Raw genomic sequence first — 25525 nt, 5'->3', positions numbered from 1 at the left:
ATGGACGGACTGACGGACGCGGGCCCGAGCCCTCAAAGGGCCGGGCCCGCCTGCGCAGCTGTTCTCAGGACCGCTTGAACCGGTCGGGGTTGTTGTGGTCGCGATGGCGGGGGCACTGGCATGGCGGCCACGCTTGCCCCAGCGAGTAGGCGTCGCTCCTCTCCCCGTCGAGGACGGCCACGATCGCCCGCCGGGCGGTGACGATCCCGTTGTGCGCCATGGTGTAGACGCGCATCGTCATCTTCGGCTGTTCGTCCCGGCCACGCCGGTTGGCGGCCATCAGCGGTCCTCCTCTCCCGCTACGGGGGCGAGGAGTTGGAGCAGGCTGCGCAGGCTCCGTTTCACCATGCCGAGGTGGTAGGTCAGTTCTTCGGGTGTGGCGCCGGCCAGGTCGAGGGTTTCGGCTCCTGTGAGGGTCTGTCCGGCGACGATCACGACGGCCTGTTCGAGACCGCCACGGGTGGGCTTTCCGGCCGCGACGCACGCGGGGCACAGGCCCGAACGCGGCGCGGTGGGGTTGTGGGGCCCGAAGTCGCCGGGGGCGGCGCACAGAGGGCACCCGGGGGAGAGGACAGGATCGGCCCGTCCGTCGGCGGTCACCGGATCACCATCTGCAAGCAGTTGAGGGTCACGCCCCCGGACCGATCGGACGGTCGCGGGGGTTTTGCAACGTCGGCCACCGACCACTCCTCTCCGTAGTGATGTGATTACCAAGGAGGTTCAGCGTGACCTTCAGCGGGGAATCATTCAACTGATCAGATAGGAACGGATGGATGGTGAACGCCCCTTGAACCGCAAGGAGTTACACCCGGACAGCAGTCCGCTGGCCGCCTTCGGGGCCCGCCTGCGCAGCTTGCGTGAAGGCCGTGGCTGGACGCAGGAGGACCTGGCGGAGCGGACGGGATATTCCAGCGTGCACGTTTCGGCTATCGAAACTGCTCGGAAGCCTCCAACTCTTCGGTTGGTGCGTAGCATCGACCGCGCCTTCGGGACCGAGGGAACGGCAGACTCGTTCGAGCGCGAGTGGCGCGAGATCCGCCACGGCAGCCTGCTGGTGGGCTTCCCCGAGTACGTGGGGCACGAGGGCCGGGCAGCGGAGATCCGGCTGTACGAAGTGGGCGTCATCCCCGGTCTGCTCCAGACGCCGGAGTACGCGACGGCCCTGGCGGAGGGCGCGGTCAAGCGAGGGGCGATCACCGCCGAGCAGGCGCAGGAGCGGGTGGCGTTCGTCGCGGAGCGGCAAGCCGCGCTCGTCCGGACGTCCCCGCCGCTGGTCTTCGTGGTGCTGGACGAAAGCTGTCTCCGTCGGCCCGTCGGTGAACCCGCCATCATGAACGCCCAGTTGGAGCAACTGATCGAGTTCGCCGGGCGGCCGAACACCGTGCTTCAGGTCGCCCCGTTCGAAATGGGTACGCGCCGCCCGTTCGACCTGCCGCTCTACATCCTGACGATGTCGGACCGCTCGCTCATGTCCTACGCGGAGTCCGCCCAGCGGGGCCATTTCGAGCGGGACAGCACCTCAGTGGTGCCCCTACTGACGGCCTACCATCAGCTACAGGCCGAAGCGCCTTCTCAGGCTCAGTCTGTAGCCATGATCCGCCAGTTGCGAAAGGGCACCCCGTGACGACCGAATCCCCGCGTTGGTTCAAGTCCTCGTACAGCAACAACGGTGGCGCCTGCATAGAGGTCGCCGCCAACCTCGTCGCCTCGCGCGGCGTGGTCCCCGTCCGTGACAGCAAGGACCCGCACGGCCCGGCGCTCATGTTCGAGCCGACCGCCTGGTCGTCGTTCGTCTCCGCCATCAGGCGCGGGGAGTTCCCCACCACCTGACCCATCACAGTAACCAGCAACCGAAGCGATCGGCCCCCGGACCGGGGGCCGTCGTCGTACCGGCACACCGCCACGCCGCCCGCGTCCGACGACGCTCTGCCCTGCGCCTACCTGGCGCCGGTTCGACCGAAGGACCTTTGCGGGGCTCGCCGGCCGTTGTGGCCGGTGCGCAAGGCGCACAAACTGCCGCAGCAGGCGGACGTATTCCCGCCACCTGATGCTCTTCTCGTGGCCCCGGCCACCCGGGGGTGGCCCAGTGCCACTGGGTGTGCCGAGCCGAGGGCCGTGGACTGGGGAACCGGTTCCTCTCCGCTTGCTGCGTGATCTCGCCCCCGCCCACGGTCGCTACATCCGCTCGTAGTCCTCCAAGCCCACGTCCCCGCGGCCGTACCAAGCAGCGATGGCCTGCCTGTAGCCGTCGGGCATGTTCAGCTCGGGCACCTCGTCGGCGGTGAACATGCCGAGCTGCTTGTGCTCATGGCTGACGACCGGAGGCCGGTCGGGGGTCAGTACGGTGCACCCGTGAGTGACGATCAGCACCCTCCGGCCGGGGACGGGCTGGTAGATCCATACACCGCCGTCAATGAGGGGGCCGGCCTTGACCTCCCAGCCGGTCTCCTCCTGGATCTCCCGTTCCAGCGCGGCTTCCGGGCTGGCATCCGGTGGCACCGCTCCATCAGGGCTGCCGATCTCCAGACGACCGCCGGGCAACTCCCACTCATCGCGCTCGTTCTTCAGCAGCACCACGCGGTCCTGAGCGTCCAGTGCGACGCCCTTCACGGAAACGGGCCAAAGCGGCGGCGTGTACGTCATGACGGTCCTCGTCCTGCGGTGTGCGACCGGGCTCTCGGAACGTAGCACGCCCCACTCGATCTTCACGGCGTCGCTGCCAGTATGGCCAGAGAGCGTAGGGCGGCCTCCAATGCCAGAGGCCGGTACAGCTCGCCGGCCCCTTGCCCAGTGGTGGCTACGGTCGCGCATTCCGTGCTCAGCTCGACGGGATCCAGCAGGCCCTGAAGGGTGAGGATCGATCCGGGCAGCCACTGGCACAGGAGTGGCAGGCCGTCCTGGAGCATGGCCGCTTCGCAGGTGACTGCGAAGTTTTCCCGCAGCGGCGGGTGGACGACCTCGCGGGAGTACCCGGCCTGTTCCAGGCGGAGACGCATCAGCCTCTTTCCCCGCCGCCATTCCAGCGGCAGGGATTCACTGAATCGCAACACGAGCGGGGCGGCCAGAGGGCTGATGGGCCACAGACCATGACGCATGGCGGTCGCGCTGTGGACAGCGAGGGCCAGGAGGGTGGAGGCGTGGAGTACGGATGCGGGCGCCAGGTCGTCCTCGATGTGAAGCAGGGCATCCCGGGCGCGGGGGCCGAGGTGGTCGGGCACGGGGTGCAGGTTCCACGGGTCGCCGGTGAGGACTCGTTCCTCCGGCCGTTGGAAGCACAGCTCGTCGCCGCCGACCCCCGTGAACACCCACCGAGCACCGGCAGCGCTCAGTCGGCTGTATAACTCGTTCACGGCTTCGGCGTAGGTGCCGTCCGTGGGGCTTGTGGGGCGGCCGTTTGCGCGGGGCCCGGTGGGGTGGAAGGGGCCGAACTCTGCGACGGGCACCGTCAGGTCGGGGCCAAGGCGGGCGCGCGCGGAGATCTCGCAGCGCCGCCGGTGCTGCTGATCACCGACGTCCCCGCCGAGCATGAGGGCCGCTGTGCGGACTGGTCCGACGGTCTCGGCGAGGGCGAGCGCGGTCATGGAGCTGTCCATGCCGCCGGACAGCTCCACCGCGCAGCCGTCGGTGGACAGCGGACGGGCTGTGACCTCACGTCGCAACAAGTCGCTGAATGCGGCCACGGGATCGGCGTCGGGGTGCAGGATGCGAGGCCGGGAGTGCAGGGCCGGGGGCGGGTAGCCGATGTTCAGGCCGGTCGTGTGGTCCCATGCGGCGGTCGCGCGTTCAGTGAGCTGGCGGATGGTGCGAAAGACCGTCGCTGTGCTGTAGCGGCTGCGGTAGGCGAGCATCGCGGCGACCTCGCGGGCGTCCAGATCATCGGTCTCGGGGTCCAGATCGAGCAGATCCCACGAAACATTCAACTGGCCGCCGGTGGGGTGGAGGTAGAGGGGGGCGACGCCCCGTTCCCCGCATGTGATCCGTACCCCATGCCCGGCGGCCATCTCCACCCGTACCGCTTGCAGGGGCCAGGCGTCGGCCTCTTCGACCTCCCGCCGGTAACCCGGATCGCTCATCACACGCCTGATCTTCGTCACCGGCTGTCGGCCGCTGGCGGCCTCGCGCACGATCAGGCACGACTGGCCGGATTCGGGCGTGGTGACCATGACGTGTTCGATCGCGGGGTGCGTAAAGGGCTCGATCCAGGACCGGCCGGAGATCCACCGGCACCCGTCCCAATGCCAGCCGCCTGTGTCGGTCGCTCCCGTCAATTGCATCTTGATCATCGCGCGCCTCCTGGCCCGGCGGCGGGCCGGGCGCTTTGTGCCAGGCCCGCCGCCAAGGACTGATCAGATGTCGTCGGTCTGCGTGTCCGAGCTGCCCTGCTTCTTGGTGTAGAGCAGGTCCAGGCTCGGAACCTCGCGGATCTCCCGGTCGGCGAACAACCCCTCGAACGGAGTCCTCTGCTGCATGGCAATCACCTTTCTCATCGGGACAGGATGTGTGGTGTGTCCGTCACCCCGTCGGAGTGCCGGAGTCTTTGATCACCGCCGTCAGCTCGGGCAGGGCCTCTGCCCGGCGAGCCATGAGGTAGGCGGTACGGTTCTTGCGCCGGGGGGTGTGGACCAACTCCCAGCCCTGCGCGTTGCGGTAGTAGGTCATGAGCCGCTCCACGAAGGTCCCGCGGCGCACCCAGTCGACGCCTTCGCGGGCAGCCCGGTCCAGGGCCCACCACGCCATCAGGCGGCCGGGCTGGTCCTGCCGGTGGGCGGGGTGGGTGAACGACGTCGCCAGGAAGTACGCGCTCTGGGCCAGTTCCTCGGCGGTCCAGCCCCATTTCGGCGTCGTGGTGAACACGGTGGTGCAGCCGATGACCTGGCCGCCGTCGAGGAGAGCCCAGACGGGGAAGTTCGGGTCGGCTGCCTGGGAGGAGATGATGTTCACGTCGTCATCGGTCCGAGGCCAGTCGGGGACACCGCGCTCCCGCATCCAAGCCACGCGTGCGCGCACCATCGCGGCAATCGCTTCCTGATCCTCGGCGGTAGTCGGACGCATCTCGTACACGGCGATCCTCCTGGCTTTCGTAGTGCTTGAGTTCCCCCCGGCAAACGGTCCGTCGGCACAGGGTGTCCGGCGCCGTAACGCCGTCACGGTCCCTTGGGTGCGACACCCGCTCGCCGCCCCCAGCTTCAGGCCAAGGGGCGGCGGGGCCGCCCCACTCCCGCGACAAAATTTCCTGGTGATGCCACAGGAGCGGGATCTCAGACCGCGGAAGCTCGGTGTCCGGGGCGGATCGGGCCGGCTCGATGCGTGGGGCCCTCGTCGAGGTCCTGGGCTGATGATGGCGGTCAGGTCGCCGAACCCGGCGAGAGTACCCAAGCCCACATTCAGCTCAGGGCAGCCCTCAGCGAGTCGGCAATGACGGGCCGGGGCACCGGAGTCTCCGCTCGCGGGCGGACTCTCGCCGGGCGATGGCCTGCTCCAGCTGAATCGCATAGAGCTCCACCTCGCCGGGGGTGAGGATCAGGATCGTCTCCTCGGTTCCGCCATCGGGCCGGTGCAGGGCGATCGGCAGGGATGTCTGCTGGGCACGGTCGTCATAGGCCACATCGCGCTTGATCGGTGTCGCGTGGATGATCATCGGTTGGTTCGCCTTTCTCTGGTCGGACACGGGGGGTGATGTTCAGTCAACTGCCGGGCAAGGAATCGGAGTAGGGGCCAGGCTGTGGGCCAGGCGTAGGCCCGTGTAGTCCAGGGAGGCACAGGTGCCGGGGAACACGAGCATCGGGGACGTGATCCGGCAAGCGCGCGAAGCGAAGGGCTGGGGGCCGGCCAAGCTAGCCCGCGAGCTGGGCATCGCCGAAGGCCGAGGCCCGACTCAGTTGGAACGACAAGCGGTCTACCGGTGGGAGACCGGGAAGCGGAAGCCCGAATACTGGCTGCCGTACATCGTCCAGGTCCTCGACCTGGACATGCGGGCTGTGCCCGTGCCGGACACCGCTGAACAGGACCCGAGGCCCGCAGATACCGTGGAGTCAGTCCTTGTCCTTGGAAGGAATGACGTGGATCGCCGGAACTTCCTGGCCGCATCCAGCGGTTACGCCCTCAGCGCTCTTGCTCTGCCCGATCTGGAAAGCATCGTGCGCCGCACCCGGATGGCTCCGGCCGGGGCCATCCGCGTTGGTAAGGGTGAAGTCGCCGCCGTCCGGCAGATGGTCAAAGCTCTCGGTGACTCCGCCGCCGAACTCGGTGGCGGCCATGCCCGCCACCTCGCGGTCCGCTACCTGACGCAGGACGTGGCCCCCTGGCTGAACGGCAAGTTCACCGAGTCCACCGGCCGCGAACTGTTCGCGGCCACATCTCAACTTGTCCACTTGGCCGGATGGATGGCCCAGGACGAGGGCAGAGGCGCAGAGCACCAGGGACGGGCCCAGCAGTACTACGCGCACGCCTACCGGCTCGCGGCCGAAGCAGGGGATCCCGAACTGTCCGCTACCGCCCTGCGCGGCCTCGCTGTCCAGGCCATCGACCTCGGGTACCGGGCCGAGGCCGTACAACTCGGTGAAGCATGCGTCCACTACGGCCAGCACCTGGAAAACCCGCGGGCCGTCGCCTACTACGAGGCCACCCTTGCCAACGCCGCAGCCCAGGACAACGACGGACGCACCGCCACCCGACACCTCGCGTTCTCCGAGACCGCCATCAGCCGCTCTCCCGCCGAATCCGGCGAATCCTGGGCCGCTCACTACTCGCCCGGCCGATGGGCCCACGAATCGGGCATGATCCTCTCCCGCCTCGGTGACCTCGACGCGGCTGAAGAACACCTGCACCTCGCCCTTGACATCCACGGCCTGGACCGGCGACGCACCCGCGCCATCGTCCTCGCTGACCTCGGCGGCGTGCGACTCCGGCAAGGTGACATGGATGGTGCCCTGTCCACATGGAACGAGTTCATCGACTGCGCCGACGGCATCCGCTCCGTGAAGGTCCACGACGCCGTCGAAGACATGCGGCTTCGGCTGAACCGATTCCACGGCATGGCCGCAGCCGAGGAACTGCGGCACAAGGCCGATCAACTCATCGCCTGACAGCCGAAAGCCCACGGAGGTTCCTGGCCGAGGCCGCACCGCTTCGCGTCAGTCATGGATACCCACGAGCCCGGCCGCACCGTCCTGGTGCTACGGCAAGCGGTCCGGCACCCCCGGCCCCACGCACGCAGCGCGGCCCGGCCCCATCAGGGCCGGGCCGCGCTGCGTGTTATGCCGTCATCAGCGCTTGCGCGGGGGGCGCGAGCGCTTGCCCGGGCCCACTGTCACCACCTCGAAGTTGGACTTGGTGCGGTCCAGTCGGTGGAAGAGGTTGTCCGGTCCGGTGATGTACATCTTCGACACCCCGGCGCCCTTCAGCGTGTCCACCACCTTCGGCCAGTGGATCGGCAGGTCGAAGGTGTCCAGCAGCATCGTGCGCAGCGCGTCGGCCGTGGTCACGATGGTGCCGTCCTGGTCGGTGACCACGGGCAGCTTCGGGTCGAGGATGTCGTACTTCGGCAGGATCTCCTCGGCGGCCCGGCGCCGCAGCTCCGCGAACGCGGGTGCGTGCACCGCCGGGACCATGGTGTACATGGATCCGCCGCCCCGCCGAAGGACCGGTCGCACCGACCTGGTGCGGCGAGCGGGTCCGCGACCTGCTGGGCGAGGTGAACACCGGGATCGCTCCGGCCACCGTGGCACCGGAAACCGCGCTGATTGCCCTGGAGGTCGCCACTCCGCTCCTCGCGCGGCGCGGCCTGTGGGCTCTGGCCCCGTTCACCGATCCGGAGCTGGTGCGCTTCGGCCAGCGCCTGCCGGTGGAGTGGAAGGCCGACAAGCGCCTCCTGCGCCTCCGACTCGCCGCCCGCAGCCTGCCCGAGCAGGTGGTCAACCCGTCGTTGCGGGAAAACTTCGGCCACGTGATGAACACCGCTGTGCACGCCAATGCCACCGGGCTGCTGCGCGGCTGGGGCAAGGAACTCCACCTCATCGAGCAGGGATTCATCGCCCCCGTCCAGCTCGCCGAGACTGTCGACCGGGCCGCCATCTCGCCGCAGGACGCAGCGCCGTACCGTACGGGACTGTTCCTGATCAGCGCGGTCGAGCTGGCCCTGCGGGCGCTGTAGACGGCTCCTCCACCTGGCAGGCTACCTTCGGCGCATTCGGCCCCGCCCGCCCCGGTGATCCCGCAAGGATGGGGCGGGTGACCGACTCCTCACCCGCCCCGGAAACCCCCACCGCCTCGCCGCAGCAGGTCGGCTACCGCCCCGACCCGCACGCCGAGGACATCGCGAATGCCACCTGGTGGCGCATGGCCGCCCGCTTCCCGCGCACCCTCGCCGCCGCCGTACAACTGGGCTGGGCCGCTGACCGGGCCGCGATGCTGTGGCTGGGCTTGTGCCAGCTCGTCGTGGCCGCCTGTTCGGCCGTCGCCCTCGCGGCCCTGCCCGGGGCGATGAACCACCTCTTCAACGGCGGGGACGTCGCCGAGCGCATCACGGCCGCGGCCCCCGCGCTCATCGTCGCCGCCGTGGCAACCGCCGTGCGTGCCGGGGCGGACGCACTCGCCGTCTACGCCGCCACCCGCCTCGCGCCCGAGGTAGCCACCGAAGCCGACATGCAGATCCTCACCGCCGCCCCCCAGGTCGAGCTGGAGGCGTACGACCGGCCCGGCTTCGCCGACCGCCTCCAGGCCGCCGGCAAAGGAGCGGAGGCGACCGAGGACCTGGTCGGCGACGCGCAGGCCATGGTCTCCGCCCTCGCCCAGCTCGCCGCCGCGGCCTCGGTGCTCACCGTGCTGCACCCCCTGCTGCTGCCCCTGCTCCTGCTGGCCGTCGTGCCCAAGGGCGCCGCCGCGGTGACCACCGCCCGCATCCAGCACCGCGCCGACTTCCAGAACGTCTCGGACAACCACCTGCGTTACCTGCTGCGGTACTACTCGACCGACCGCCGCACCGCCGCCGAGGTCCGCGTCGCCACCATGTCCGGCTTCCTGCACACCTGGTACCGGCAGATCACCGACCGGATCAAGGCCACCCACCGTGCGGCAGCCCCGAAGGTGCTGCGGGTGACCCTGGCCGGCTCCGCCGTCAGCGGGCTGATGCTCGGCCTCACCTGGGCCGCACTCGGGTGGCTCGCCGCGACCGGGCGGATGGACCTCGCCGTCGCCGCGACCGCCGTGGTGGCCGTACGCACCTCGACCGGGGCGCTGACCTCGCTGGTGATGGCCGCCGCCCGCATGTTCCGCACCTCGCTGTACCTGGAGGACTGGCAGAGCTTCCTGCGCCACGCGAAGGCCCTGCGCGCCGAGCGCGGCACCAAGACGCTCCCGGCCGGGGCCCCGACCGTGATCGAGACGAAGGACGTCACGTACGCCTACCCGGGCGCCGACGTCCCCGCGGTCGACGGCGTGAGCCTCACCTTGCGCCAGGGCGAACTGATCGCGCTGGTGGGCGAGAACGGCTCGGGCAAGACCACCCTCTCCCGCCTCCTCACCGGCCTGTACCTGCCCAACTCGGGATCGGTCATCTGGGACGGGACCAGCCTGGCCGAGGCCGACCCGTCCGGCGTGTGGAACCGGGTCGGGCTGGTGCCACAGGACTACACCCGCTGGCCCATGGACCTGCGTGCCAACATCCACCTCGGCCAGCCCCGTGCCGCCGACGACGCCCCGCTGTTTGAGGCCGCCCGCGCGGCCGGCGCGGACAGCGTCATCGACAAGGCCCCCTACGGACTCGACACGCTCGTCGCGAGCTCCAACTGGGGCGGCACCGACCTCTCCGGCGGACAATGGCAGCGCATCGCCGTAGCCAGGGCTTTCTACAGGGATACCGCCGTGCTGATGCTGGATGAGCCCACGTCCGCGATGGATCCGCGGGCCGAGCACCTGGTCATCGGCAGGTTCAAGCAACTCGCCGAGGGCAAGGCCGCACTCTTCGTGACCCACAACCTGGACAACGCCCGTATCGCGGACCGCATCATCGTTCTCGACGGCGGCCGGATCGTGGAGTCGGGGACCTTCGAGTCTCTGCTCGACGCGTCCGGATTGTTCGCTGAGCTGTACAAACTTGCTCAAGATCGGTGAGAACCGCTGGTCAGCCCGCCAAGTTGTGGTCGTGCTCAGCGGCGAACTTCCGCGCCTGCTCGGCGTCGTTGGTGACCAGCGTCGCCGGGATGGTGAGCCCGAGCTTGGCGAAGCGTTGCAATTGGGCGGGCTAGCGGATCCGTTTCGCGTACGAGCCAGTTGGCGCGGCTCCCGATTTCTGGTCGTGCATGATGTTCCGCAGGTCCTGCCGGTCGGATCGCGTTTCGATACCCCAAGGCTCAGCATCCTTGCTCAGGAACTAGTCTGACCGGGGACGGCCAGCCCACCATGGCGCGGATGTTGGCGTGGTTCAGGGGCACCGGGTGCATCTGTCGGCCTGGCCACGTGTCGTAGAGGCTCTTACAAGGAGAAGCGCCGTGCCCCTGGTTTCCGTGGTGATGCCCGTGTACAACTCGGCAGCCACTCTCGGCGCAGCGATTCGATCGGTGCTCACGCAGACCCACAGCGATCTGGAGCTTCTGGTCACCGACGACAAATCGTCCGATGGCTCTATGGACCTGCTCATGGAATTCGCCCGGCAGGACGAGCGCGTCCGGCCGGAATCGGCGCCCGAACAGGGTGGTGCGGGCCGGGCGCGGAACCTCGCGATCGAACGGGCCAGGGGGGATTACGTCGCCTTTCTTGACAGCGACGATATGTGGCTCCCGAAGAAACTTGAGCGGCAAACCGACTTCGCGGCGACGGCTGATGCGCCTTTGACGTTCACCTCCTACTACAAGATGGACGCCGACCACGACGGCGAGAGCACCGATTTCGTCCCGAACGGGCGGGTGATTCGGGCGCGGGAACACGTGGACTACCGCGCGATGCTGGTCCAGGACCACATCGGGGCCCTGACCGCCATGTACGACCGCACCGTCCTCGGCACGAGGCTGATGCCGGAGATGCGTAAGCGACAGGACTACGCCTTGTGGCTGTCGATCATGCGTGACGGTCATGACGCCCGCGGTCTTCCCGAGCCGCTGGCGGTGTACAGGGCTCACCGCGCGGGATCGCTGTCCTCGAACAAGCTGTCGCTCGTCCAGTACAACTGGGCGCTGTACCGGGAACACGAGCGGCTGTCGGTTCCCCGGTCGACGCGGGCGCTGGCCGGGGCCGTGTGGCAGTCGCTGCGTAACTCGCGGATCTAGGCCGCGGTGAAGACGTGCGGGTGAGGGGTCGCGGCCATTCGGCGGTGGCGGCCGCCACCGCCGTCCGCGGCCGCCCGCTGTCAGCCGCGCGGTCGGGCTATGCGGCGTATCCGCCGTCGATCCTCAGCACTGCGCCGGTGACGTAGGAGGCCTGCGGGCTGGCGAGGAAGACGACGCCTGCGGCGATCTCCTCCGGCCTGCCGTACCGCCCCATCGCCGTGGTCGGAAGGAACATGGACGCGGCCGGGCTGTCGGCGGGGTTTCCTTCGGTGTCGATGAACCCGGGCTGGATGACGTTGACCGTGATGCCCCGGTGCGCCAGATCGCGGGCCGCGCCCCGGCTGAAGCCCTCGAGGGCCGACTTCGTGCCCGTGTAGTACGCCATCCCCTGGAAACCCGCCCGAGTAGCCACACCCGAGCTGATGCTGACGATCCGCCCGCCATCGGGCAGCAACGGCACCGCCGCCTGGATCCCGGCCACCACGCTGGTGTAGTTGACGGCGAGCTGCCGCTCGATGGCGGCCTGGTCGACAAGCTCGCTGTCGACGAGGCCGCCACCACCCGCGGCCGCGTTGTTGACCAGAATGTCCAGCTTCCCGAGCTGCTCGACCACGCGCCGGATCAGCCCCGCCGCCTGTGTCGCGTCCGCCTGGTCGGCCTGGAAAGCCGCCGCACGCACTCCCTTCGCCTCCAGCTCCGCGACCACGGCCTCGGCTCGATCCGCCGAGGACGAGTAGCTGATCGCGACGTCGGCTCCTTCGTCGGCCAGCGCCAGCGCCGACGCCGCCCCGATCCCCCGCGACCCGCCGGTGACGATCGCCACCTTGTTGTCCAGCTTTCCCATGTGCTTCCCACTTCCCTAGGCCAACGTGGCGCGGAGTTCTTGACCGCGCGGTCCACCATAACCACATGGTGGACCGCGCGGTCAAGAATCCGTATCCTGTTCGTATGGCACGTCCGCGATCGTTTGACGAGAAGCAGGTGCTGAACGCCGTCCGTGATCAGTTCTGGGACGCCGGTTACGCCGCGACCTCGCTGGAAGACCTGATGCGGGTCAGCGGGCTGGGCAAAGGCAGCCTGTATGCGGCGTTCGGCGACAAGCGTCAGCTCTTCCTCCGGGCGCTGCGCAGCTACACCGACGACAGTCATGGCCATCTTCGGGAAGCCCTCGCCGAGGCTCCACGGGCCCTGGACGCACTGCGCATGCTCCTCGAGGCACCGATCGACGACTCGACCGGTGCCGACGCGCGGCGTGGCTGCCTGATGGCCAACAGCACCTGCGAACTCGGTAACGCCGATCCGGAAGTCCTCGACCACGCTCACCGCACCTACGAGACGTCCACCGCGCTGATCGGTGACTGCGTCGCCCGCGCCCAGCGCGAGGGCGACCTACCGGCCGGAGCGGATCCGATCGCCCTGGCGCGGGCCCTCCTGGCCGCGCAACAAGGGCTCGTGTTCATGAGCCGGACCGGGCTGGACGCGGCCACACTCACCGCCACCGCACGATCGCTCGCGGCTCAGCTCCTGCCGGACCACTCCGGCGACTGAGCCGACGGCCGCGCCCGGACCGGCTGCCCGCCGGGCATGCCTGAGCGGCCTCACTCGCCACCGGCGATGAAGTCGGCTATCGCGGCGGCGACGGCTTCGGGCTGCTCATCGGGGATGAAGTGCCCGGCACCCGGCACGATGACTCCGGTGGTGTTGTCGGCCCATGGACTGGTGGAGGCCGCCATGTCCGGGATGGAGCCGTGGCTGCTGGATATTCCGAGGATGGGCACGGTCAGGTGCCGCCGGTTGAGCGCCTGGTGGTTCTTGCGCGCCGACTCGGCGGCGTCTCGGTAGTAGGCGAGGGCGGCGCGGAGGCCGCCGTCGGCGGCGAGGGCCGCCGCGTAGTGGTCGAGGTCGGCGTCGTCGAATGTGCCGGGAGCGAGGGCCTTCACCTTCAGGAACCAGCCGACGTACTCCCGTTCGCGGCCGGCGAGCAGGGTCTCGGGCAGGTCGGGCACGAGGTGGAACGCGAAATGCCAGGTCTTCCACGCCCGGTCCGGGTCGGTGGGAATCGTCTGCGGGAGGGTGATGCCGGGGATTCCGGCGTCGAGCAGGGCGACCCCGCGCAGTTGGCTTTCGTGGTTGAGGGCGAGGGAGAAGGCCACCCAGGCGCCGATGTCATGGGCGGCCAGCCAGTAGGCCGGCACTCCGAGTGCCTTTACGGTGGCGTGGACGTGGGCGGCGACCGTGTGGGTGTCGTAGCTGCGCTCCGGGCGCTCGGAGTGGCCCTGGCCCGGCAGGTCGATCGCGATGACGCGGAACCGGCCGGCGAGGCTGGGCATGACCTTTCGCCAGGCCCACCAGGTTTGCGGGAACCCGGCGAGCAGGACGACAGCCGGGCCGGCCGGCCGGCCGCCTTCGACGGCATGAAGGCGGATGCCGTCCGCGTCGACCCAGCGGTGGGTGAATCCGGCGAGGTCGTGCAGGGGCAGGTCGCGGACGGGGTTGCTTTCGGAGACGGTCATGGACCCTCCATCGGTGTTGGGGTGTGCCGGTCCGGCGGTTCGCGCGAGGGCCGGGCCCGCGAGGGGGACGCGGATGACGAGGGCGGCCGGTGTGGTGCTCGGAATCCGGGTCCCGGCGGCGTGATCGATAAGGCCCAGCAGCAGGACGGGGCGGCGGGCCCGGAATAAACGCTAGCACATCTTGGACCGATCAGTTCAAGATAGAGTGATGGGCAGCAGGGAACACCGACACACCGGCAAGGAAGTGCCACGTGGCAGGCAAGAAGCAGTTCGACATGGACACGGCGCTCGACGCCGCGATGATCCAGTTCTGGCGCGCCGGCTACGCCGACACCTCGGTCGACGACTTGTCCCGGGCAACCGGCCTGAACCGCAGCTCGATCTACTCCTCGCTCGGCGACAAGGACACGCTGTTCCTGCGCTGCCTGGATCGCTACGCCGCGCGCTACGGCGACAAGTACGACGCCGCCCTGTCGTGTGCGGCCTCCGGGCCCCTTGCGGCTGTCCGTGCGTTCTTCGACGTCACTCTCGAGCGCATCGCCGATCCCGAACTGCCCGATGGATGTCTGATCGCGCAGTCGGCCATGGCGATTCCAGTGCTGAGCCCGGCCGTCGCGGCGCACGCCAGGCAGGCGCTCGGCTTCCAGCGCCTGCGCCTGCGCGCCGCGCTGAAGGCCGGCCGAATGACCGATCAGGACGCCGAGACCTTCGCCGTATACGCGGCGGCCGTGAACCAGTCCCTCGCTGTCATGAGCAGAGCCCGGGCGAGCCCGGCACAGCTCCTGGCCATAGTGGACGTGACCGTTGACGCGCTCTCGCAGGCGTTGCGCGCGCAACGAGGCCGCTTTTAAAAGGTGCCCTGTGGAGCAGGCGGCGCCCGCCGGCCGTGCTCCAGGCCCTGGCGGGCGCTGCCGGGCATGTGACCACGGCGTATCCGGCACCCGCTTCGCATCCCGCTCACGCCAACGCCCCGTCAACTCGGTTGAGTCGCGGGGCGTTGGGCGGAGTCTCCTCCGTGCTGCGTGTTATGCCGTCATCAGCGCTTGCGCGCGGGGCGCGAGCGCTTGCCCGGGCCCACCGTCACCACCTCGAAGTTGGACTTGGTGCGGTCCAGTCGGTGGAAGAGGTTGTCCGGTCCGGTGATGTACATCTTCGACACCCCGGCGCCCTTCAGCGTGTCCACCACCTTCGGCCAGTGGATCGGCAGGTCGAAGGTGTCCAGCAGCATCGTGCGCAGCGCGTCGGCCGTGGTCACGATGGTGCCGTCCTGGTCGGTGACCACGGGCAGCTTCGGGTCGAGGATGTCGTACTTCGGCAGGATCTCCTCGGCGGCCCGGCGCCGCAGCTCCGCGAACGCGGGTGCGTGCACCGCCGGGACCATGGTGTACATGGAGTAGCCGCCGGCCTGGCTGATCGCCTTCTTGAACCACTCCAGCTCCTTCTCGCGCAGCGAGACCATGAAGAAGCCGTCGTCGAGGTAGCCGGAGTAGTCGTACCACTCATCGCGCTCGCCGAGCTCGGTGAGGATCTCCGTAAGCTTCTCCTGCGGAGTGCGGACGAAGGTGTGGGTCACCGCGTCCTGGTACTCCTCGGTGAAGTACGTGTGCTCACAGCGGGCCAGTTCCGCGGTGAGCCGCACCACGTCGGGGAACGGCAACGAGCTGACGTAGGCGGCCGCCGCCTTCTGCCCGAAGCTGGGGCCCACGCACAGGTCCGGGGCCAGTCCGTGCTCCTGCTCCGCCCGGTCCGCCGAGGCCATCGAGTTGACCAGGAAGGCGATCTGGGTGGCCTCGGAGTAGTCGTCCTCGGAGTCGCGGAGCCGGTCGAAGACCGAGTACCCCAGCGCCTCGTCGGCCTCGGCGAGCCGCTTCCGGGCGAACGGGTCGAGCGTCAGGAACCTGCCGACCTCGGAGAAGCCGGAGGGTCCCATGCCCGGGAAAACGATGGCTGACTTCGTCTGCTCGGATGCCGTCATGGTGTGGTGCCTTACTCTCGGTCCTGCCGTGGCTCAGTCCTGCGCCCGGCGGTTGAAGCCCCGGATGCCGATCGTCCCGAAGACCAGGATGGCCGCCGCGATGGCGGAGAAGCAGATCCACAGCGGGATCGACTCCGGTGTCTTCGGCCCGGGTTCCAGCAGCAGTCCGCGCATCGCCTCGGTGACGTAGGTCAGCGGGTTGAAGGTGCACAGCACCTGGAACCAGCGGACGGTCTCCAGGCTCCGCCACGGGAACTGCGTGGCCCCGGTGAACATGATCGGGGTCAGCGTCATGGCGAAGACGATGGAGATGTGACGCGCGGGCGCCAGGGTGCCCAGGGTGAGGCCGACGCAGCCGCCGACCAGTCCGCCGAGACTGAGGATGCCCAAGGTCACGGGCATCTTGTCCAGCGGCCAGGAGACGTCGTCCAGCAGCGCCAGACCGATCGGGATCATGACCAGGGAGCCGATCAGACCGCGCATCGCGCCGAAGACCGCCTTCTCCACCGCGACCAGGGCGACCGGGATGGGCGCGAGCAATCGGTCCTCGATCTCCTTGGTCCAGGAGAAGTCGATGGCCAGCGGTAGCGCGGTGTTCTGGAGGGCGACCAGGAAGCTGTTGAGCGCCACCACACCGGGCAGCAGCACCTGCTGGAAGCCGGGCTGGGTGAAGCCGATCTCACCGAGCACCTTGCCGAAGACGAACAGCATGAAGAACGGTTCCACGATGACCTGGCCCAGGAAGGGCCCCATCTCGCGGCCGGTGACGAAGATGTCGCGCCACAGGATGAAGAAGAACGTCCGCCACCGGTTGGCGCGGCGCCGGTGGCGTCCGGGGCGGCGCTTGGCGTCGGGCACTTCGAGTTCGAACTCGGGCTGCGGTTCGGGCTCGGGCTCCACCAGCGGCGAACGGGCGTCCGCCGCCGCGATGATGGCGTTCAGCGCGGCCTTGGCGTCCTGCGCGGCCTGGGTCGCCGACGGGGCCGGCACGGGCTTGATGACCAGGGTCAGGGTGTCGCCGATGTCACCGCCGCCGTGCGGGGTGGTGGCCATGGGCCTGGCGTCGTGGTGCCGGTGCTCATGCGGCCGGCTCTCGTGCGGCCGGCCCTCATGGTGCCGGGGGTCGTGCGGCCTGGTCTCATGCTTGGCCGGCTGGTTCGGGCCGGACTTCTGGACCTCGGAGCCCGGACGCGCGGCGGACGGCTTGGAGGACCGGACGAGCACCGTCCGGGTGTCCTCGAAGCCGTCGTCCTCGGGGGACTTCGACTCCGTGGCCCGCGGGTCGGTGGAGCCGTTCCCGTCCGGCCTGGCGGCGGGGGTCCTGGGGTCGGCGGGCCTGGCGGCGCCGCCTTGGTGCGCGGGTGCCCCGGCGCCGGTCGCGGGCTTCTCCTCCGCGGCCTTGCCACCCGTGGTCCCGTCCGTCGATGACGTGGGTCGAGAGGAGGAGCTCATCGCATCTCCTTCCCCGTCAGGTCGACAAAGACGTCTTCCAGGCTCGCCTTGCTCACATTCAGGTCCTTGATTTCGCAGCCGGTGTCGGTCAGGGCCTTGATGACCGTGGGCAGAAGTACGGAGGACGACGCGTTGCTGTAGACCTTCATCCGGAAGGTGCCGTCGTCGATCGCCCCGGCCCCGCCCATGGCTGCGGCCATCTCGTCCTCGGCGCTGAGCACCTCGACCCGCTCGGCGACCCCGAGGCCCTGCACCATGTGGACCACGCCGTTCATCCCGCTGTGCGGCGGGCGCACCGTGACGGTCAGCGCGGTGTTGCTCATCCGGCTGGTCAGTGCCTCGGGGGTGTCCAGGGCGAGCAGCTTGCCGTGGTCGACGATGCCGATCCGGTCACACAGCTTGGAGGCTTCCTCCATGTCGTGGGTGGTGATCACCACCGTGACGCCACGGGTCTTCAGTTCGGCGACCCGGTCGCGTACGAAGATCTGTGACTGCGGGTCGAGGCCGGTGGCCGGCTCGTCCAGGAACAGCACCCGGGGGCGGTGCATCAGCGCCCGCGCGATCATCACGCGCTGCGCCTGACCACCGGAGACCTGGTCCGCCCGAGCCTTGGCGTGGTCGCCGAGGCCGACCCACTCCAGGCTCTCGTCCGCCAGGCGGTTGCGCTCCGAGCGGGGGAGACCGTGGTAGCCGGCGTGGAAGGTCAGGTTCTGACGGATCGTCAGTGACCGGTCCAGGTTGTTGCGCTGCGGCACGATGGCGAAGGACTGCCGGGCCACCGCCGGCCTGCGCACCACGTCGACGCCCTGTACGAAGGCACGCCCGCCGGAGGGGGCGACACGGGTGGTCAGGATGCCGATGGTGGTGGTCTTGCCGGCTCCGTTGGGTCCGAGGAAGCCGAAGACCTCACCGTGCCGGACGGTGAAGCTGAGATTGTCGACAGCCGGAACGGGCCGGCCGGGATACTTCTTGATCAAGCCGTCGACAACGACGGCGAAGTCAATAGGGCGTGTTGTGTTCATCGCTGTCGTCGCACCGATTTAATTGGCTTGAGGAGAACATTACTTTCCTCTTGTTTAACACGGCACCTTGACTCCTGACCCCTAACTGCCCCCAGATTAGGGGGTGGTGACACGGGTGAGGGGGCCTTAGGGGGCGTCCGCTGTGTCCCGCGCCACGTCAGGATGGGCGCGGTACCCGCATATAGCGCGTACCTCGAATAGCGGTTACTAGGGGTTGTGGCCCAGGAGAAGGGCTCATAGCCTCACGGAGTCAGCATCTCGGACGAGCGTGGTCGACGCGCCCCACCATCGCACTCGTGCCCGGCCCCTCAGTGCAATCGCGGGGATGTACTCCTTGAAGCAGATCAAGCCCGATGATGTGGGCCTTATTCGGATATCGCAAACGGAAACTCCGAGCAGTTTCCGGCTGATCTGTTTCCCGGAATCCGCCCACTCCACCGCGTATTACCTCTCTTTGTCCGAACTTCTGCTGCCCACGGTGGAGGTGCTGGCGATCCAGTACCCCCTCTACATCGGTGTCGAGGACGAGGACCGGCTGACCGACTCCGCCGACCTCGCGGACCGGATCTTCGGTGCGCTGGGGGAGTGGATGGATCGTCCGCTCGCCTTCTTCGGCCACCGGGCCGGCGCCGACCTCGCCTACCGCGTGGCCGAGCGGCTGGAACGGGAGACCGGGGCGGCGCTGCTGACCCTGTTCGTATCCGGCCGCACCGCGCACTGGGGCATGACCCTGGGGCCCCCGGTGCTCGGCTGCCGGATCGTCGCCCTCGCCGGTGAGGGCGACCCGAAGACCCCGCTGCGCGGCGTACGGGCCTGGCGGCGGCGGACGAGCGGACGATTCGACCTCGAGGTGTTTCCCGGCGCCCGCTACTACCTCGACTCGAGCCGGAGAGAGGTCGTCAACCTGGTGCACGACCAGCTGCTCTCCCAAGTCCCCATCGATGCCGAGTGGGAAGCCGGCGTCGAAGACCAGGGAGCCTAGGGGGGACCCGCCCAGGGCGCCCGTACTCCTGAGCGAAAAGGAAAGAGTACGTTCGATGACCGCGAAGATCTACGCGCTCGACTCGGTGCAGACCTTGGCCGACTTCGAGCTGGACGCGCTGCGCGTCGCCGATGTGATCCGCGAGCACGGGGTGACCCATGGCGACCGTGTCATCTTCAAGGCGGGCAACTCCGCCGCCTATGTGAGCGTGTTGTTCGCGCTCATGCACGTGGGCGCCTCCATCGTGCTGATCGACCAGCAGGAGCACCCGGACGAGACCCGGCGGATCGCCGAGCGCACCGGCGCCGCGATCGCCTTCGTGGACGACGACGCCCCGATCCACACCGATATCCGCGCGGTGAACCTCTACGAGCTGATCGCCCCGGCCGCGGGCCGCCCGCTCACCACCCGGGAGCTCTCCTTCGACGCCTGGGCCGACCGCCGCGACGGCCTGATCATGTGGACCTCCGGCTCCACCGGCGAGCCCAAGGGCGCCGTGAAGTCCGGCCGCAAGTTCCTCACCAACCTGGAGCGCAACGCCGCCCAGGTCGGGCACCGGCCGGACGATGTGCTGCTGCCGCTGCTGCCCTTCGCCCACCAGTACGGGCTGTCCATGGTGCTCATCGCCTGGCTCACCCGCTGCTCGCTGGTGATCGCCCCGTACAAGCGCCTGGACCGGGCGGTCCAGATGGCCGGGCGGACCGGCGCCACGGTGATCGACGCCACCCCGTCGAGCTACCGCACCATGCTCAACCTGGTCGGCCGGAAGCCTTCGCTGCGTACGCAGCTGGAGGGCGTCCGGATGTTCTGCTCGGGTGCCGCGCCGCTCGACGGCGCGCTCTCCGAGCGCTATGTGGCCGAGTTCGGACTGCCGCTGCTGGACAGCTACGGCAGCACCGAACTGGGCAACATCGCCTTCGCCACCCTGGAGAACCCGGTCTCCTGCGGCCGGGCCATGGACGGCATCAAGCTGCGGATCATCGACGAGGACGGCCATCCGGCCGCCCCCGGCGAGGCCGGCGAGATCGAGGTCGACACCCCGGACGCGCTCGAGGGGCATCTCGCCGCGGACGGCACCATCGACGCCGTGCCCACCGGCTGGCAGTCCACCGGCGACCTCGGCTACCTCGACGGGAACGACAACCTCTTCGTCCTGGGGCGGAAGTTCGCGGTGCACCGCTCCGGCTACACGCTCCACCCCGAGCTGATCGAGCGGAAGGCCGCACTCGCCGAGATCTCCACCCGGATCGTGCCGCTCCCCGACGAGCGCCGCGCCGGTGACACACAGCTGGTCTTCTTCGTGGAGGACGAGGAGCTGCGGGACGGCAAGCACTGGCGGGAGCGGCTGTGCCAGGTGCTCCCGGTCTACGAGCAGCCCAACCGGGTCGAGGTGCTGGAGAACTTCCCGCTCAACCGCAACGGCAAGCCGGACAAGCGCCGGCTCGAGCAGATCGCGCGGGGCTGAGACGAGGCAGGGGGAGCCGACGGCGCGCGGCGGCTCCCCCTGTGCGTGCGGCCGTGGCCGTCAGTCGTACGGAAGCTCCAGCGGCGCATGGATGTCGAAGAGATCGCCGGGGCCCGGATTGTCCGGATGTGTGGTGCCGCCGAGGTGGCGGAGCACCCCCCACACCGCGTTCAGCGCCGTGGTCACCGCGCCCTCGGCGAATCCGGCCGTCCAGGAGACGTCGTCCCCGCACAGGAAGAAGCCGCGCTGCTCCGGATCCATCCCGTCCTGCATGAACTGGGTGAACAGCCTGCGCTGATAGCGGTAGTGGCCGGGCAGGTTGTTCTTGAAGGCCCCCATGAAACGGGGCTCGGTCTCCCAGGTGACGGTCAGCGGGCCGCCGATGATATGTGAACGGATGTCCACATCCGGATAGATCGCGCCCAGCTTGGTCAGCAGCGTCTCCAGCCGCTCCTCGGCCGAGAGCGTGGCGAACTTCAGCGAGTCGTCGTTCCAGGTGTACGACAGGCACATCACCCCGGGCCGGTCGGGCCCGTCGTCGAACAGATAGACCCCGCGCGGCATCCGGTCGGTGAGCGTCATGCTCATCATGTCCTGGCCGGTGGCCGGGTCGGCGTCCCGCCAGAACGGCCGGTCGGCCAGGACGAACAGCTTGGACGCGCCCATGTAGTGGGTGCGCTCCACCGCCGTCCACAGCGGGGTGGACAGCAGCGCGGGATCGCAGTCGATCCGGTTCAGCAGCGTCCACACATGCGGGGTGAAGATCACGGCGGGGAACTCGCGCTCCTCGCCGCTCTCGTCGGTCACCCGTACGCCGTCGGCGGTCCGACGCAGCCGGGTGACCGCGGGCCGGGGGCGGCCGCCGTGCAGCGAGGACAGCGAGGTGCCCCGCGGCCAGTGCGCGAGCGTCTCGGGCCGGTGCTCCCACAGCCCGTTCGGCACCTGCGAGGAGCCGCCGACTATGCCCACCTGGTGGTCGTCGGCCTCGGTGACCACGACACGCAGGATCTCCAGCACCGAGTTGGGGAAGTCGGTGTCCCAGCCGCCGGTGCCGAAGCCCACCTGGCCGAAGATCTCCCGGTGGCGGAAGGACTGGAAGGTGGGGGAGGTGGCCAGGAAGCCGTAGAAGGACTGGTCGTCGAACTCCTTGACCAGCGAGTTCCATACGGTCTTGAGCGTGGTGACGTCCCGCCGCTGGATGGCGTCCCGCAGCGTGGCCAGGTCGGCGCGCTCCTGGAGCGCCTTGTCCCAGGCGTCGGCGACCTCCTGGTAGACCCCCGGAAGCTCCTCGGTGGTCCGCGCCCGGTCCCGGTCGCCGTTCAGGTCGATCAGCGTGCTCGGGGTGCCCGGCGCCAGCGGATTGGGGAAAGGGCGAGTGGGCAGGCCCAGTAGATCGATGTAATGGAACAGCGAGCGGGCGGCGATGGGAAAGCGCATGGCGCCCATCTCCGCCTTGTATTCCGGATTCCCGGGGAAGGGCAATGAGCGCATACGGCCGCCCAGTTGCTCCGCTTCATAAAGAACTGGGGAAATCCCTAGGCGCAGCAGCTCGTATGCCGCGGTGAGTCCGGACATTCCACCGCCGATGACGGCGACTTCGGTGCCGTGCATCGCCGGTGGCAGGCTGCCCAGACCGGCGGGGTGGGACAGCCATCTGTCATAGGAAAAGGGGAAATCCGGCACGAGCATCGTCGTGGCGGACGCGGTAGCGCACGTCATGGCATCAACCTCTTGGGGCCGAGTGGCATCGCCGGGGGAAATCAGGCGGTGTAAGCGACATCGAAATCCAGGCTCGCGGGCAGTTCTCGGCGCTGGCTGATGTTGATCTTCCGGTAGACACGCGTCAAGTGTTGTTCCACCGTCGAGATCGTAATGTAGAGCTTAGCCGCGATCTCCCGGTTGGTGTAGCCGGAAGCTGCTAGTGCTGCCACTCGACTTTCTGCATCGGAGAGTTCGGAAAAGGCAGCGGTATCCTCTCCGGTACGCGCCGCTTCCGACAGGGCCGAACGGGCCGGAGTGCGCTGGAGGGAGCGGGACAGCTCCTCGGCGCCGCAGCTGTCCGCGAGCCGCAGGGCCCGACGGGTCATCAGCCGGCTGGTGTCCAGATCGCCGAGCTGCTTGTGCGCCTCCGCGAGGTCCGCCAGCGCCCGCGCCATCTCGTACCAGCCGCCGCTCGCCTGGAGCACCCCCACCGCCTGCTGGAGCAGCGCGGTCCGCTCGTTCAGCGGCCGGGTGGCGGCCAGGACCCGCAGCGCGGCGCCCCGGGTGCGGGAGGAGGACTCCCCGGCCAGCTCCAACTGCTCCTCCGCCAGCCGCGCCGCCCGCTCCTGGCCGCCCAGGGTCAGCCAGGTCTCGGCGGCGCCGAGCCGCCAGGTCAGGGTGGCGGGCGAGTCCAGACCCCAGGCGGCCATCTTCTCGCCGCAGGCCCGGAAGTCGGTGAGGGCCGCGTGCTGCCGGCCGGTGGCCAGCTGGTGCCGGGCACGCGCGTAGAGGTAGTGCAGCCCGAAGCGGTTGCGGTACATCTCCTCCGGCACCGGGCGGGCGAGCAGTTCGGCCGCCGCGTCATGGTTGCCCATCGCGGTGTGCGCGTTGATCAGCATCCCCAGCGGCATGCCGACGGTGACCCCCCAGCCGCGGGCCGGAAGCTCCTCCAGCGCCCGCTCGGCGTACCGGAGCGTGTCCCGCAGCCGTCCGACGCGCAGGGCGATCTGGGCCCGCAGTACACAGAAGTAGGCCAGCAGCGCCTTGGCGCCGCGCTCCGAGGTCTCCTCGATCAGCCGGTCGCACCAGGAGGTGGCGGTGGCGTGGCGGTCGGCGTACACCAGCGTCTGGAGCGCCGCGTGCACCGTCAGCATCGTGCGGTCCGAGAGCGGGACGGTCTCCAGCACCCGCTCCGCGGCCCGTACGGCGCGCTCGTCGACACCGCGGCTCAGTACGGTCCGCAGTGCGCGGAACGCGGTCAGCTGAGGCGACTCCGGGCTCTGGCCCGGTGAGAGCGGCCCGCCCTCCCACGGGGCGTCGGGCTCCTCCTGGTCCAGGAAGGGGCGCAGTTCGGGATGGTCGGGGTAGGTGGAGGACAGCGCGAGCCGGATGGCCCGCAGCCCGGTCTCCAGATCGGTGCCCGGGTCCTCGGCGGCGGCCCGGCTGACCTGCTCGAGCGCGGCGGCCGCCTCGCCCATCCGGCCCAGCCCCAGCAGTCCGATGACGACCGGGATGGTCTGCGGCGCCGGCAGCAGCCCGCTGCCCGCCGGAGCGGCCAGCGACTGGAGCCGCCGCATCTGGGACAGCGGGTTGAACGGCCACATGGCCTGCACCATCGTGGCCTGGAGCTGAAGCGCCTCCCGCTCGTCGGTGCTGTAACGGTCGGCCATCTGGAGGCAGTTCATCGCCAGCTCGCGGCGGTCCGCGGCGATGGCGTGCACGGCCGCGTCGCACAGCGCCTGCGTGATCCACTCCTCGACCGGCTCGGACGCCTCATGGCTGAGCAGATGGCGGGCCACGTCGATGGGGTCGGCGCCCTCCTCGTACAGCAGCCGGGCGGCCCGGTGGTGCAGCGGGCCGAGCTCGTCCAGTTCGAGGTCGTCCAGGAGCACCGTGCGCACCGCGTCGCTGCGGAAGCGCCCGCCGTGCAGGATCCCCACCTCGGTGAGCAGCGCGACGGACTGCCGCACCAGCCGCTCCTCGACCTCGATCAGCTTGCTCAGCAGGGGAACGGACGTGGCGTCACCCAGCAGCGCGACCCCGTGGGCGACCCGGCGGTGGGCCGGGCCGCCGCGGTAGACGCAGGACAGCGCGGCCTGCCGGAACAGCTCCCCGGCCATCGGCGCGTCCGTGCCCGGCGCGGGGTCGAGGGGGCCGCGGGTGAGGCGGGAGAACCGGTCGTCCAGCAGACCGCGCAGCAGCAGCAGATTGCCGCCGGTCATCTCGTGGTACGCGGCGGCGTGGCGGCCGGCCTCCTCGGTGCCCAACTCCTGGGTCAGCAGCGTGGAGACGCCCGCGACGGTGAGCGGGGCGAGCCGGACGTGGCACACCTTGGGCTCGTGCAGCAGCTCGTCCAGGGCGGTGGCGGCGGGTCCGGTCAGCGATCCGCGGCTGACCACGACGGACAGCGCCTCCGAACGGCAGCGGCGGATGCCGTAGGCCAGGCAGCGCAGCGACGGCAGATCGGCGAACTGCACGTCGTCGATGGCGATCAACAGGGGGGAGTCGCCGGTCAGTTCGTCGAGGGTGCGGTGGAAGTCCTGGAGCAGCGGGAGATCGGCCTCGTCGGGGCCGTGCGGGTTTCGCAGGGCGTCCAGGCCGGGCCGCGGCCGGGAGAGCTGAAGATGGGCCGGCATGCCCTGATAAAGCTGCTCGAGTACGGCGTAGGGGAATTTCTGCTCCGATATGGAAGCGACCGCGGGCAGCACCCGGACGCCGCGTCCACCGGCCGTATCCGTGACGTTGTGCAGAAGTGCGGTCTTTCCCGATGTCACGGCGCCGCTGATGACGGCGAGCCGGCTTCCCTCGCGGGCGCCCTCGAAGAGGAGCCGATTGAGCCGGGCTATCTCCTGATCGCGCTCCACCAACACGTACGAAACACCTTCCCCGATTTCACCTGTGCGCAGGGGTCTTGAAAGCGAATCACCGTGCACGGCGCACCTGGTAATGCATCATCGTCCCCCGATGTCGTAAATACCGTGCCGCTGCCGGGTCCCCGTTCCCTTCCCTTGGTCAACCCACTGCGGCGGCATGGCTGCTCTGCGTCATGTCGGTCTTCTCCCGCCCCTCCCGGCCAGGTTGGGCATGCCAACCCAGGATCGGGGGTATCGGGACGGATGGGCACTCTAGCAGTGCGGTTGGTACGAAAAGATGA

At 69.3% G+C, this 25525-nt stretch carries 25 protein-coding genes; 10 read left to right on the top strand and 15 right to left on the bottom strand.

Annotation, left to right across the window (positions count from 1 at the left end; all coding sequences use genetic code 11):
- Nucleotides 1-64: 64 nt before the first annotated feature.
- Both AB0E24_RS35720 and AB0E24_RS35715 read right to left on the bottom strand, forming a co-directional pair.
- Nucleotides 65-280 carry a hypothetical protein gene (locus AB0E24_RS35720; protein WP_359383446.1) on the bottom strand — a complete coding sequence of 72 codons (216 nt, stop codon included), beginning with the start codon at nt 278-280 and terminating at the stop codon, nt 65-67.
- Nucleotides 280-600 (bottom strand): hypothetical protein, encoded by a 321-nt coding sequence (locus AB0E24_RS35715; RefSeq protein WP_359383443.1) that lies wholly within the window; start codon nt 598-600, stop codon nt 280-282. Before AB0E24_RS35715 ends, AB0E24_RS35720 begins: the two co-directional genes overlap by 1 nt.
- Before the next feature lie 187 nt (nt 601-787).
- On the opposite strand from AB0E24_RS35715, the gene AB0E24_RS35710 reads away from it, so the two are divergent.
- Together AB0E24_RS35710 and AB0E24_RS35705 are read left to right on the top strand one after the other, a co-directional pair.
- A complete protein-coding gene (locus AB0E24_RS35710; RefSeq protein ID WP_359383440.1) occupies nt 788-1624 on the top strand; it encodes a helix-turn-helix domain-containing protein in 837 nt (278 codons plus the stop codon).
- Nucleotides 1621-1830, top strand: a complete 210-nt coding sequence (locus AB0E24_RS35705; RefSeq protein WP_359383437.1) for a DUF397 domain-containing protein — start codon at nt 1621-1623, stop codon at nt 1828-1830. Before AB0E24_RS35710 ends, AB0E24_RS35705 begins: the two co-directional genes overlap by 4 nt.
- A gap of 345 nt (nt 1831-2175) precedes the next feature.
- On the opposite strand, the gene AB0E24_RS35700 is transcribed toward AB0E24_RS35705, so the two are convergent.
- The 5 genes from AB0E24_RS35700 to AB0E24_RS35680 all read right to left on the bottom strand — a co-directional run bounded on the left by AB0E24_RS35700 (nt 2176) and on the right by AB0E24_RS35680 (nt 5638).
- Nucleotides 2176-2643 carry an NUDIX hydrolase gene (locus AB0E24_RS35700; protein WP_079257690.1) on the bottom strand — a complete coding sequence of 156 codons (468 nt, stop codon included), beginning with the start codon at nt 2641-2643 and terminating at the stop codon, nt 2176-2178.
- Nucleotides 2644-2705: 62 nt separating this feature from the next.
- Nucleotides 2706-4283, bottom strand: coding sequence for an asparagine synthetase B family protein (locus AB0E24_RS35695; RefSeq protein WP_359383433.1), 1578 nt, complete (start codon nt 4281-4283; stop codon nt 2706-2708).
- A 63-nt stretch (nt 4284-4346) separates the two neighbouring features.
- Nucleotides 4347-4469: a hypothetical protein gene (locus AB0E24_RS35690; RefSeq protein WP_359383430.1), complete on the bottom strand. Its 123-nt coding sequence runs from the start codon at nt 4467-4469 to the stop codon at nt 4347-4349.
- 43 nt (nt 4470-4512) lie between these two features.
- A complete protein-coding gene (locus AB0E24_RS35685) occupies nt 4513-5052 on the bottom strand; it encodes a GNAT family N-acetyltransferase (protein ID WP_232638239.1) in 540 nt (179 codons plus the stop codon).
- Nucleotides 5053-5401: 349 nt separating this feature from the next.
- On the bottom strand, nt 5402-5638 hold the full coding sequence (locus AB0E24_RS35680; RefSeq protein ID WP_079260475.1) for a hypothetical protein: 237 nt from the start codon (nt 5636-5638) through the stop codon (nt 5402-5404).
- Nucleotides 5639-5762: 124 nt separating this feature from the next.
- On the opposite strand from AB0E24_RS35680, the gene AB0E24_RS35675 reads away from it, so the two are divergent.
- Nucleotides 5763-7085 (top strand): helix-turn-helix transcriptional regulator, encoded by a 1323-nt coding sequence (locus tag AB0E24_RS35675; protein WP_193524971.1) that lies wholly within the window; start codon nt 5763-5765, stop codon nt 7083-7085.
- Between the two features lie 180 nt (nt 7086-7265).
- Here AB0E24_RS35675 and AB0E24_RS35670 read toward each other — a convergent pair whose 3' ends face one another.
- Nucleotides 7266-7619, bottom strand: coding sequence for a hypothetical protein (locus AB0E24_RS35670; protein ID WP_237287666.1), 354 nt, complete (start codon nt 7617-7619; stop codon nt 7266-7268).
- Between the two features lie 74 nt (nt 7620-7693).
- Here AB0E24_RS35670 and AB0E24_RS35665 point away from each other — a divergent pair, with 74 nt between their 5' ends.
- The 3 genes from AB0E24_RS35665 to AB0E24_RS35655 all read left to right on the top strand — a co-directional run bounded on the left by AB0E24_RS35665 (nt 7694) and on the right by AB0E24_RS35655 (nt 11261).
- A complete protein-coding gene (locus AB0E24_RS35665) occupies nt 7694-8152 on the top strand; it encodes an asparagine synthase-related protein (protein WP_359383425.1) in 459 nt (152 codons plus the stop codon).
- Nucleotides 8153-8229: 77 nt separating this feature from the next.
- Entirely contained in the window at nt 8230-10110 is a 1881-nt protein-coding gene (locus tag AB0E24_RS35660; protein WP_359383422.1) for an ABC transporter ATP-binding protein, read from the top strand.
- A gap of 377 nt (nt 10111-10487) precedes the next feature.
- Complete coding sequence (locus AB0E24_RS35655) at nt 10488-11261, top strand: glycosyltransferase family 2 protein (protein ID WP_069865688.1); 774 nt, start codon at nt 10488-10490, stop codon at nt 11259-11261.
- Nucleotides 11262-11358: 97 nt separating this feature from the next.
- On the opposite strand, the gene AB0E24_RS35650 is transcribed toward AB0E24_RS35655, so the two are convergent.
- Entirely contained in the window at nt 11359-12105 is a 747-nt protein-coding gene (locus AB0E24_RS35650; protein ID WP_359383419.1) for an SDR family NAD(P)-dependent oxidoreductase, read from the bottom strand.
- Nucleotides 12106-12209: 104 nt separating this feature from the next.
- Here AB0E24_RS35650 and AB0E24_RS35645 point away from each other — a divergent pair, with 104 nt between their 5' ends.
- The gene (locus tag AB0E24_RS35645) at nt 12210-12809 is read left to right on the top strand and encodes a TetR/AcrR family transcriptional regulator (protein ID WP_069866257.1); all 600 of its coding nucleotides are present in this window, start codon (nt 12210-12212) and stop codon (nt 12807-12809) included.
- 50 nt (nt 12810-12859) lie between these two features.
- Here the strand turns inward: AB0E24_RS35645 and AB0E24_RS35640 are convergent, their stop codons facing one another.
- Nucleotides 12860-13774 carry an alpha/beta fold hydrolase gene (locus AB0E24_RS35640; protein WP_359383417.1) on the bottom strand — a complete coding sequence of 305 codons (915 nt, stop codon included), beginning with the start codon at nt 13772-13774 and terminating at the stop codon, nt 12860-12862.
- 251 nt (nt 13775-14025) lie between these two features.
- On the opposite strand from AB0E24_RS35640, the gene AB0E24_RS35635 reads away from it, so the two are divergent.
- A complete protein-coding gene (locus AB0E24_RS35635) occupies nt 14026-14625 on the top strand; it encodes a TetR/AcrR family transcriptional regulator (protein ID WP_359383415.1) in 600 nt (199 codons plus the stop codon).
- 185 nt (nt 14626-14810) lie between these two features.
- Here AB0E24_RS35635 and AB0E24_RS35630 read toward each other — a convergent pair whose 3' ends face one another.
- The 3 genes from AB0E24_RS35630 to AB0E24_RS35620 are packed head-to-tail and all read right to left on the bottom strand — an operon-like array spanning nt 14811 to nt 18223.
- Nucleotides 14811-15749, bottom strand: a complete 939-nt coding sequence (locus AB0E24_RS35630; RefSeq protein ID WP_079257682.1) for an ACP S-malonyltransferase — start codon at nt 15747-15749, stop codon at nt 14811-14813.
- A gap of 33 nt (nt 15750-15782) precedes the next feature.
- A complete protein-coding gene (locus tag AB0E24_RS35625; RefSeq protein WP_250849276.1) occupies nt 15783-17201 on the bottom strand; it encodes an ABC transporter permease in 1419 nt (472 codons plus the stop codon).
- Nucleotides 17198-18223 (bottom strand): ABC transporter ATP-binding protein, encoded by a 1026-nt coding sequence (locus AB0E24_RS35620; RefSeq protein WP_079153071.1) that lies wholly within the window; start codon nt 18221-18223, stop codon nt 17198-17200. The genes AB0E24_RS35625 and AB0E24_RS35620 overlap by 4 nt, the downstream gene beginning before the upstream one ends.
- A gap of 325 nt (nt 18224-18548) precedes the next feature.
- On the opposite strand from AB0E24_RS35620, the gene AB0E24_RS35615 reads away from it, so the two are divergent.
- Nucleotides 18549-19205: a thioesterase II family protein gene (locus tag AB0E24_RS35615; protein ID WP_069865698.1), complete on the top strand. Its 657-nt coding sequence runs from the start codon at nt 18549-18551 to the stop codon at nt 19203-19205.
- 55 nt (nt 19206-19260) lie between these two features.
- On the top strand, nt 19261-20670 hold the full coding sequence (locus AB0E24_RS35610; protein WP_093700109.1) for a class I adenylate-forming enzyme family protein: 1410 nt from the start codon (nt 19261-19263) through the stop codon (nt 20668-20670).
- Between the two features lie 60 nt (nt 20671-20730).
- On the opposite strand, the gene AB0E24_RS35605 is transcribed toward AB0E24_RS35610, so the two are convergent.
- Together AB0E24_RS35605 and AB0E24_RS35600 are read right to left on the bottom strand one after the other, a co-directional pair.
- The gene (locus AB0E24_RS35605) at nt 20731-22389 is read right to left on the bottom strand and encodes a flavin monoamine oxidase family protein (protein WP_069865702.1); all 1659 of its coding nucleotides are present in this window, start codon (nt 22387-22389) and stop codon (nt 20731-20733) included.
- Nucleotides 22390-22430: 41 nt separating this feature from the next.
- Nucleotides 22431-25241, bottom strand: coding sequence for a helix-turn-helix transcriptional regulator (locus AB0E24_RS35600; protein ID WP_359383411.1), 2811 nt, complete (start codon nt 25239-25241; stop codon nt 22431-22433).
- Nucleotides 25242-25525: the final 284 nt, after the last annotated feature.

Origin of the sequence: Streptomyces malaysiensis subsp. malaysiensis (assembly GCF_040653035.1) — a bacterium.
GTDB lineage: Bacteria > Actinomycetota > Actinomycetes > Streptomycetales > Streptomycetaceae > Streptomyces > Streptomyces malaysiensis.
This window is presented reverse-complemented; position numbering and strand designations above follow the sequence as displayed.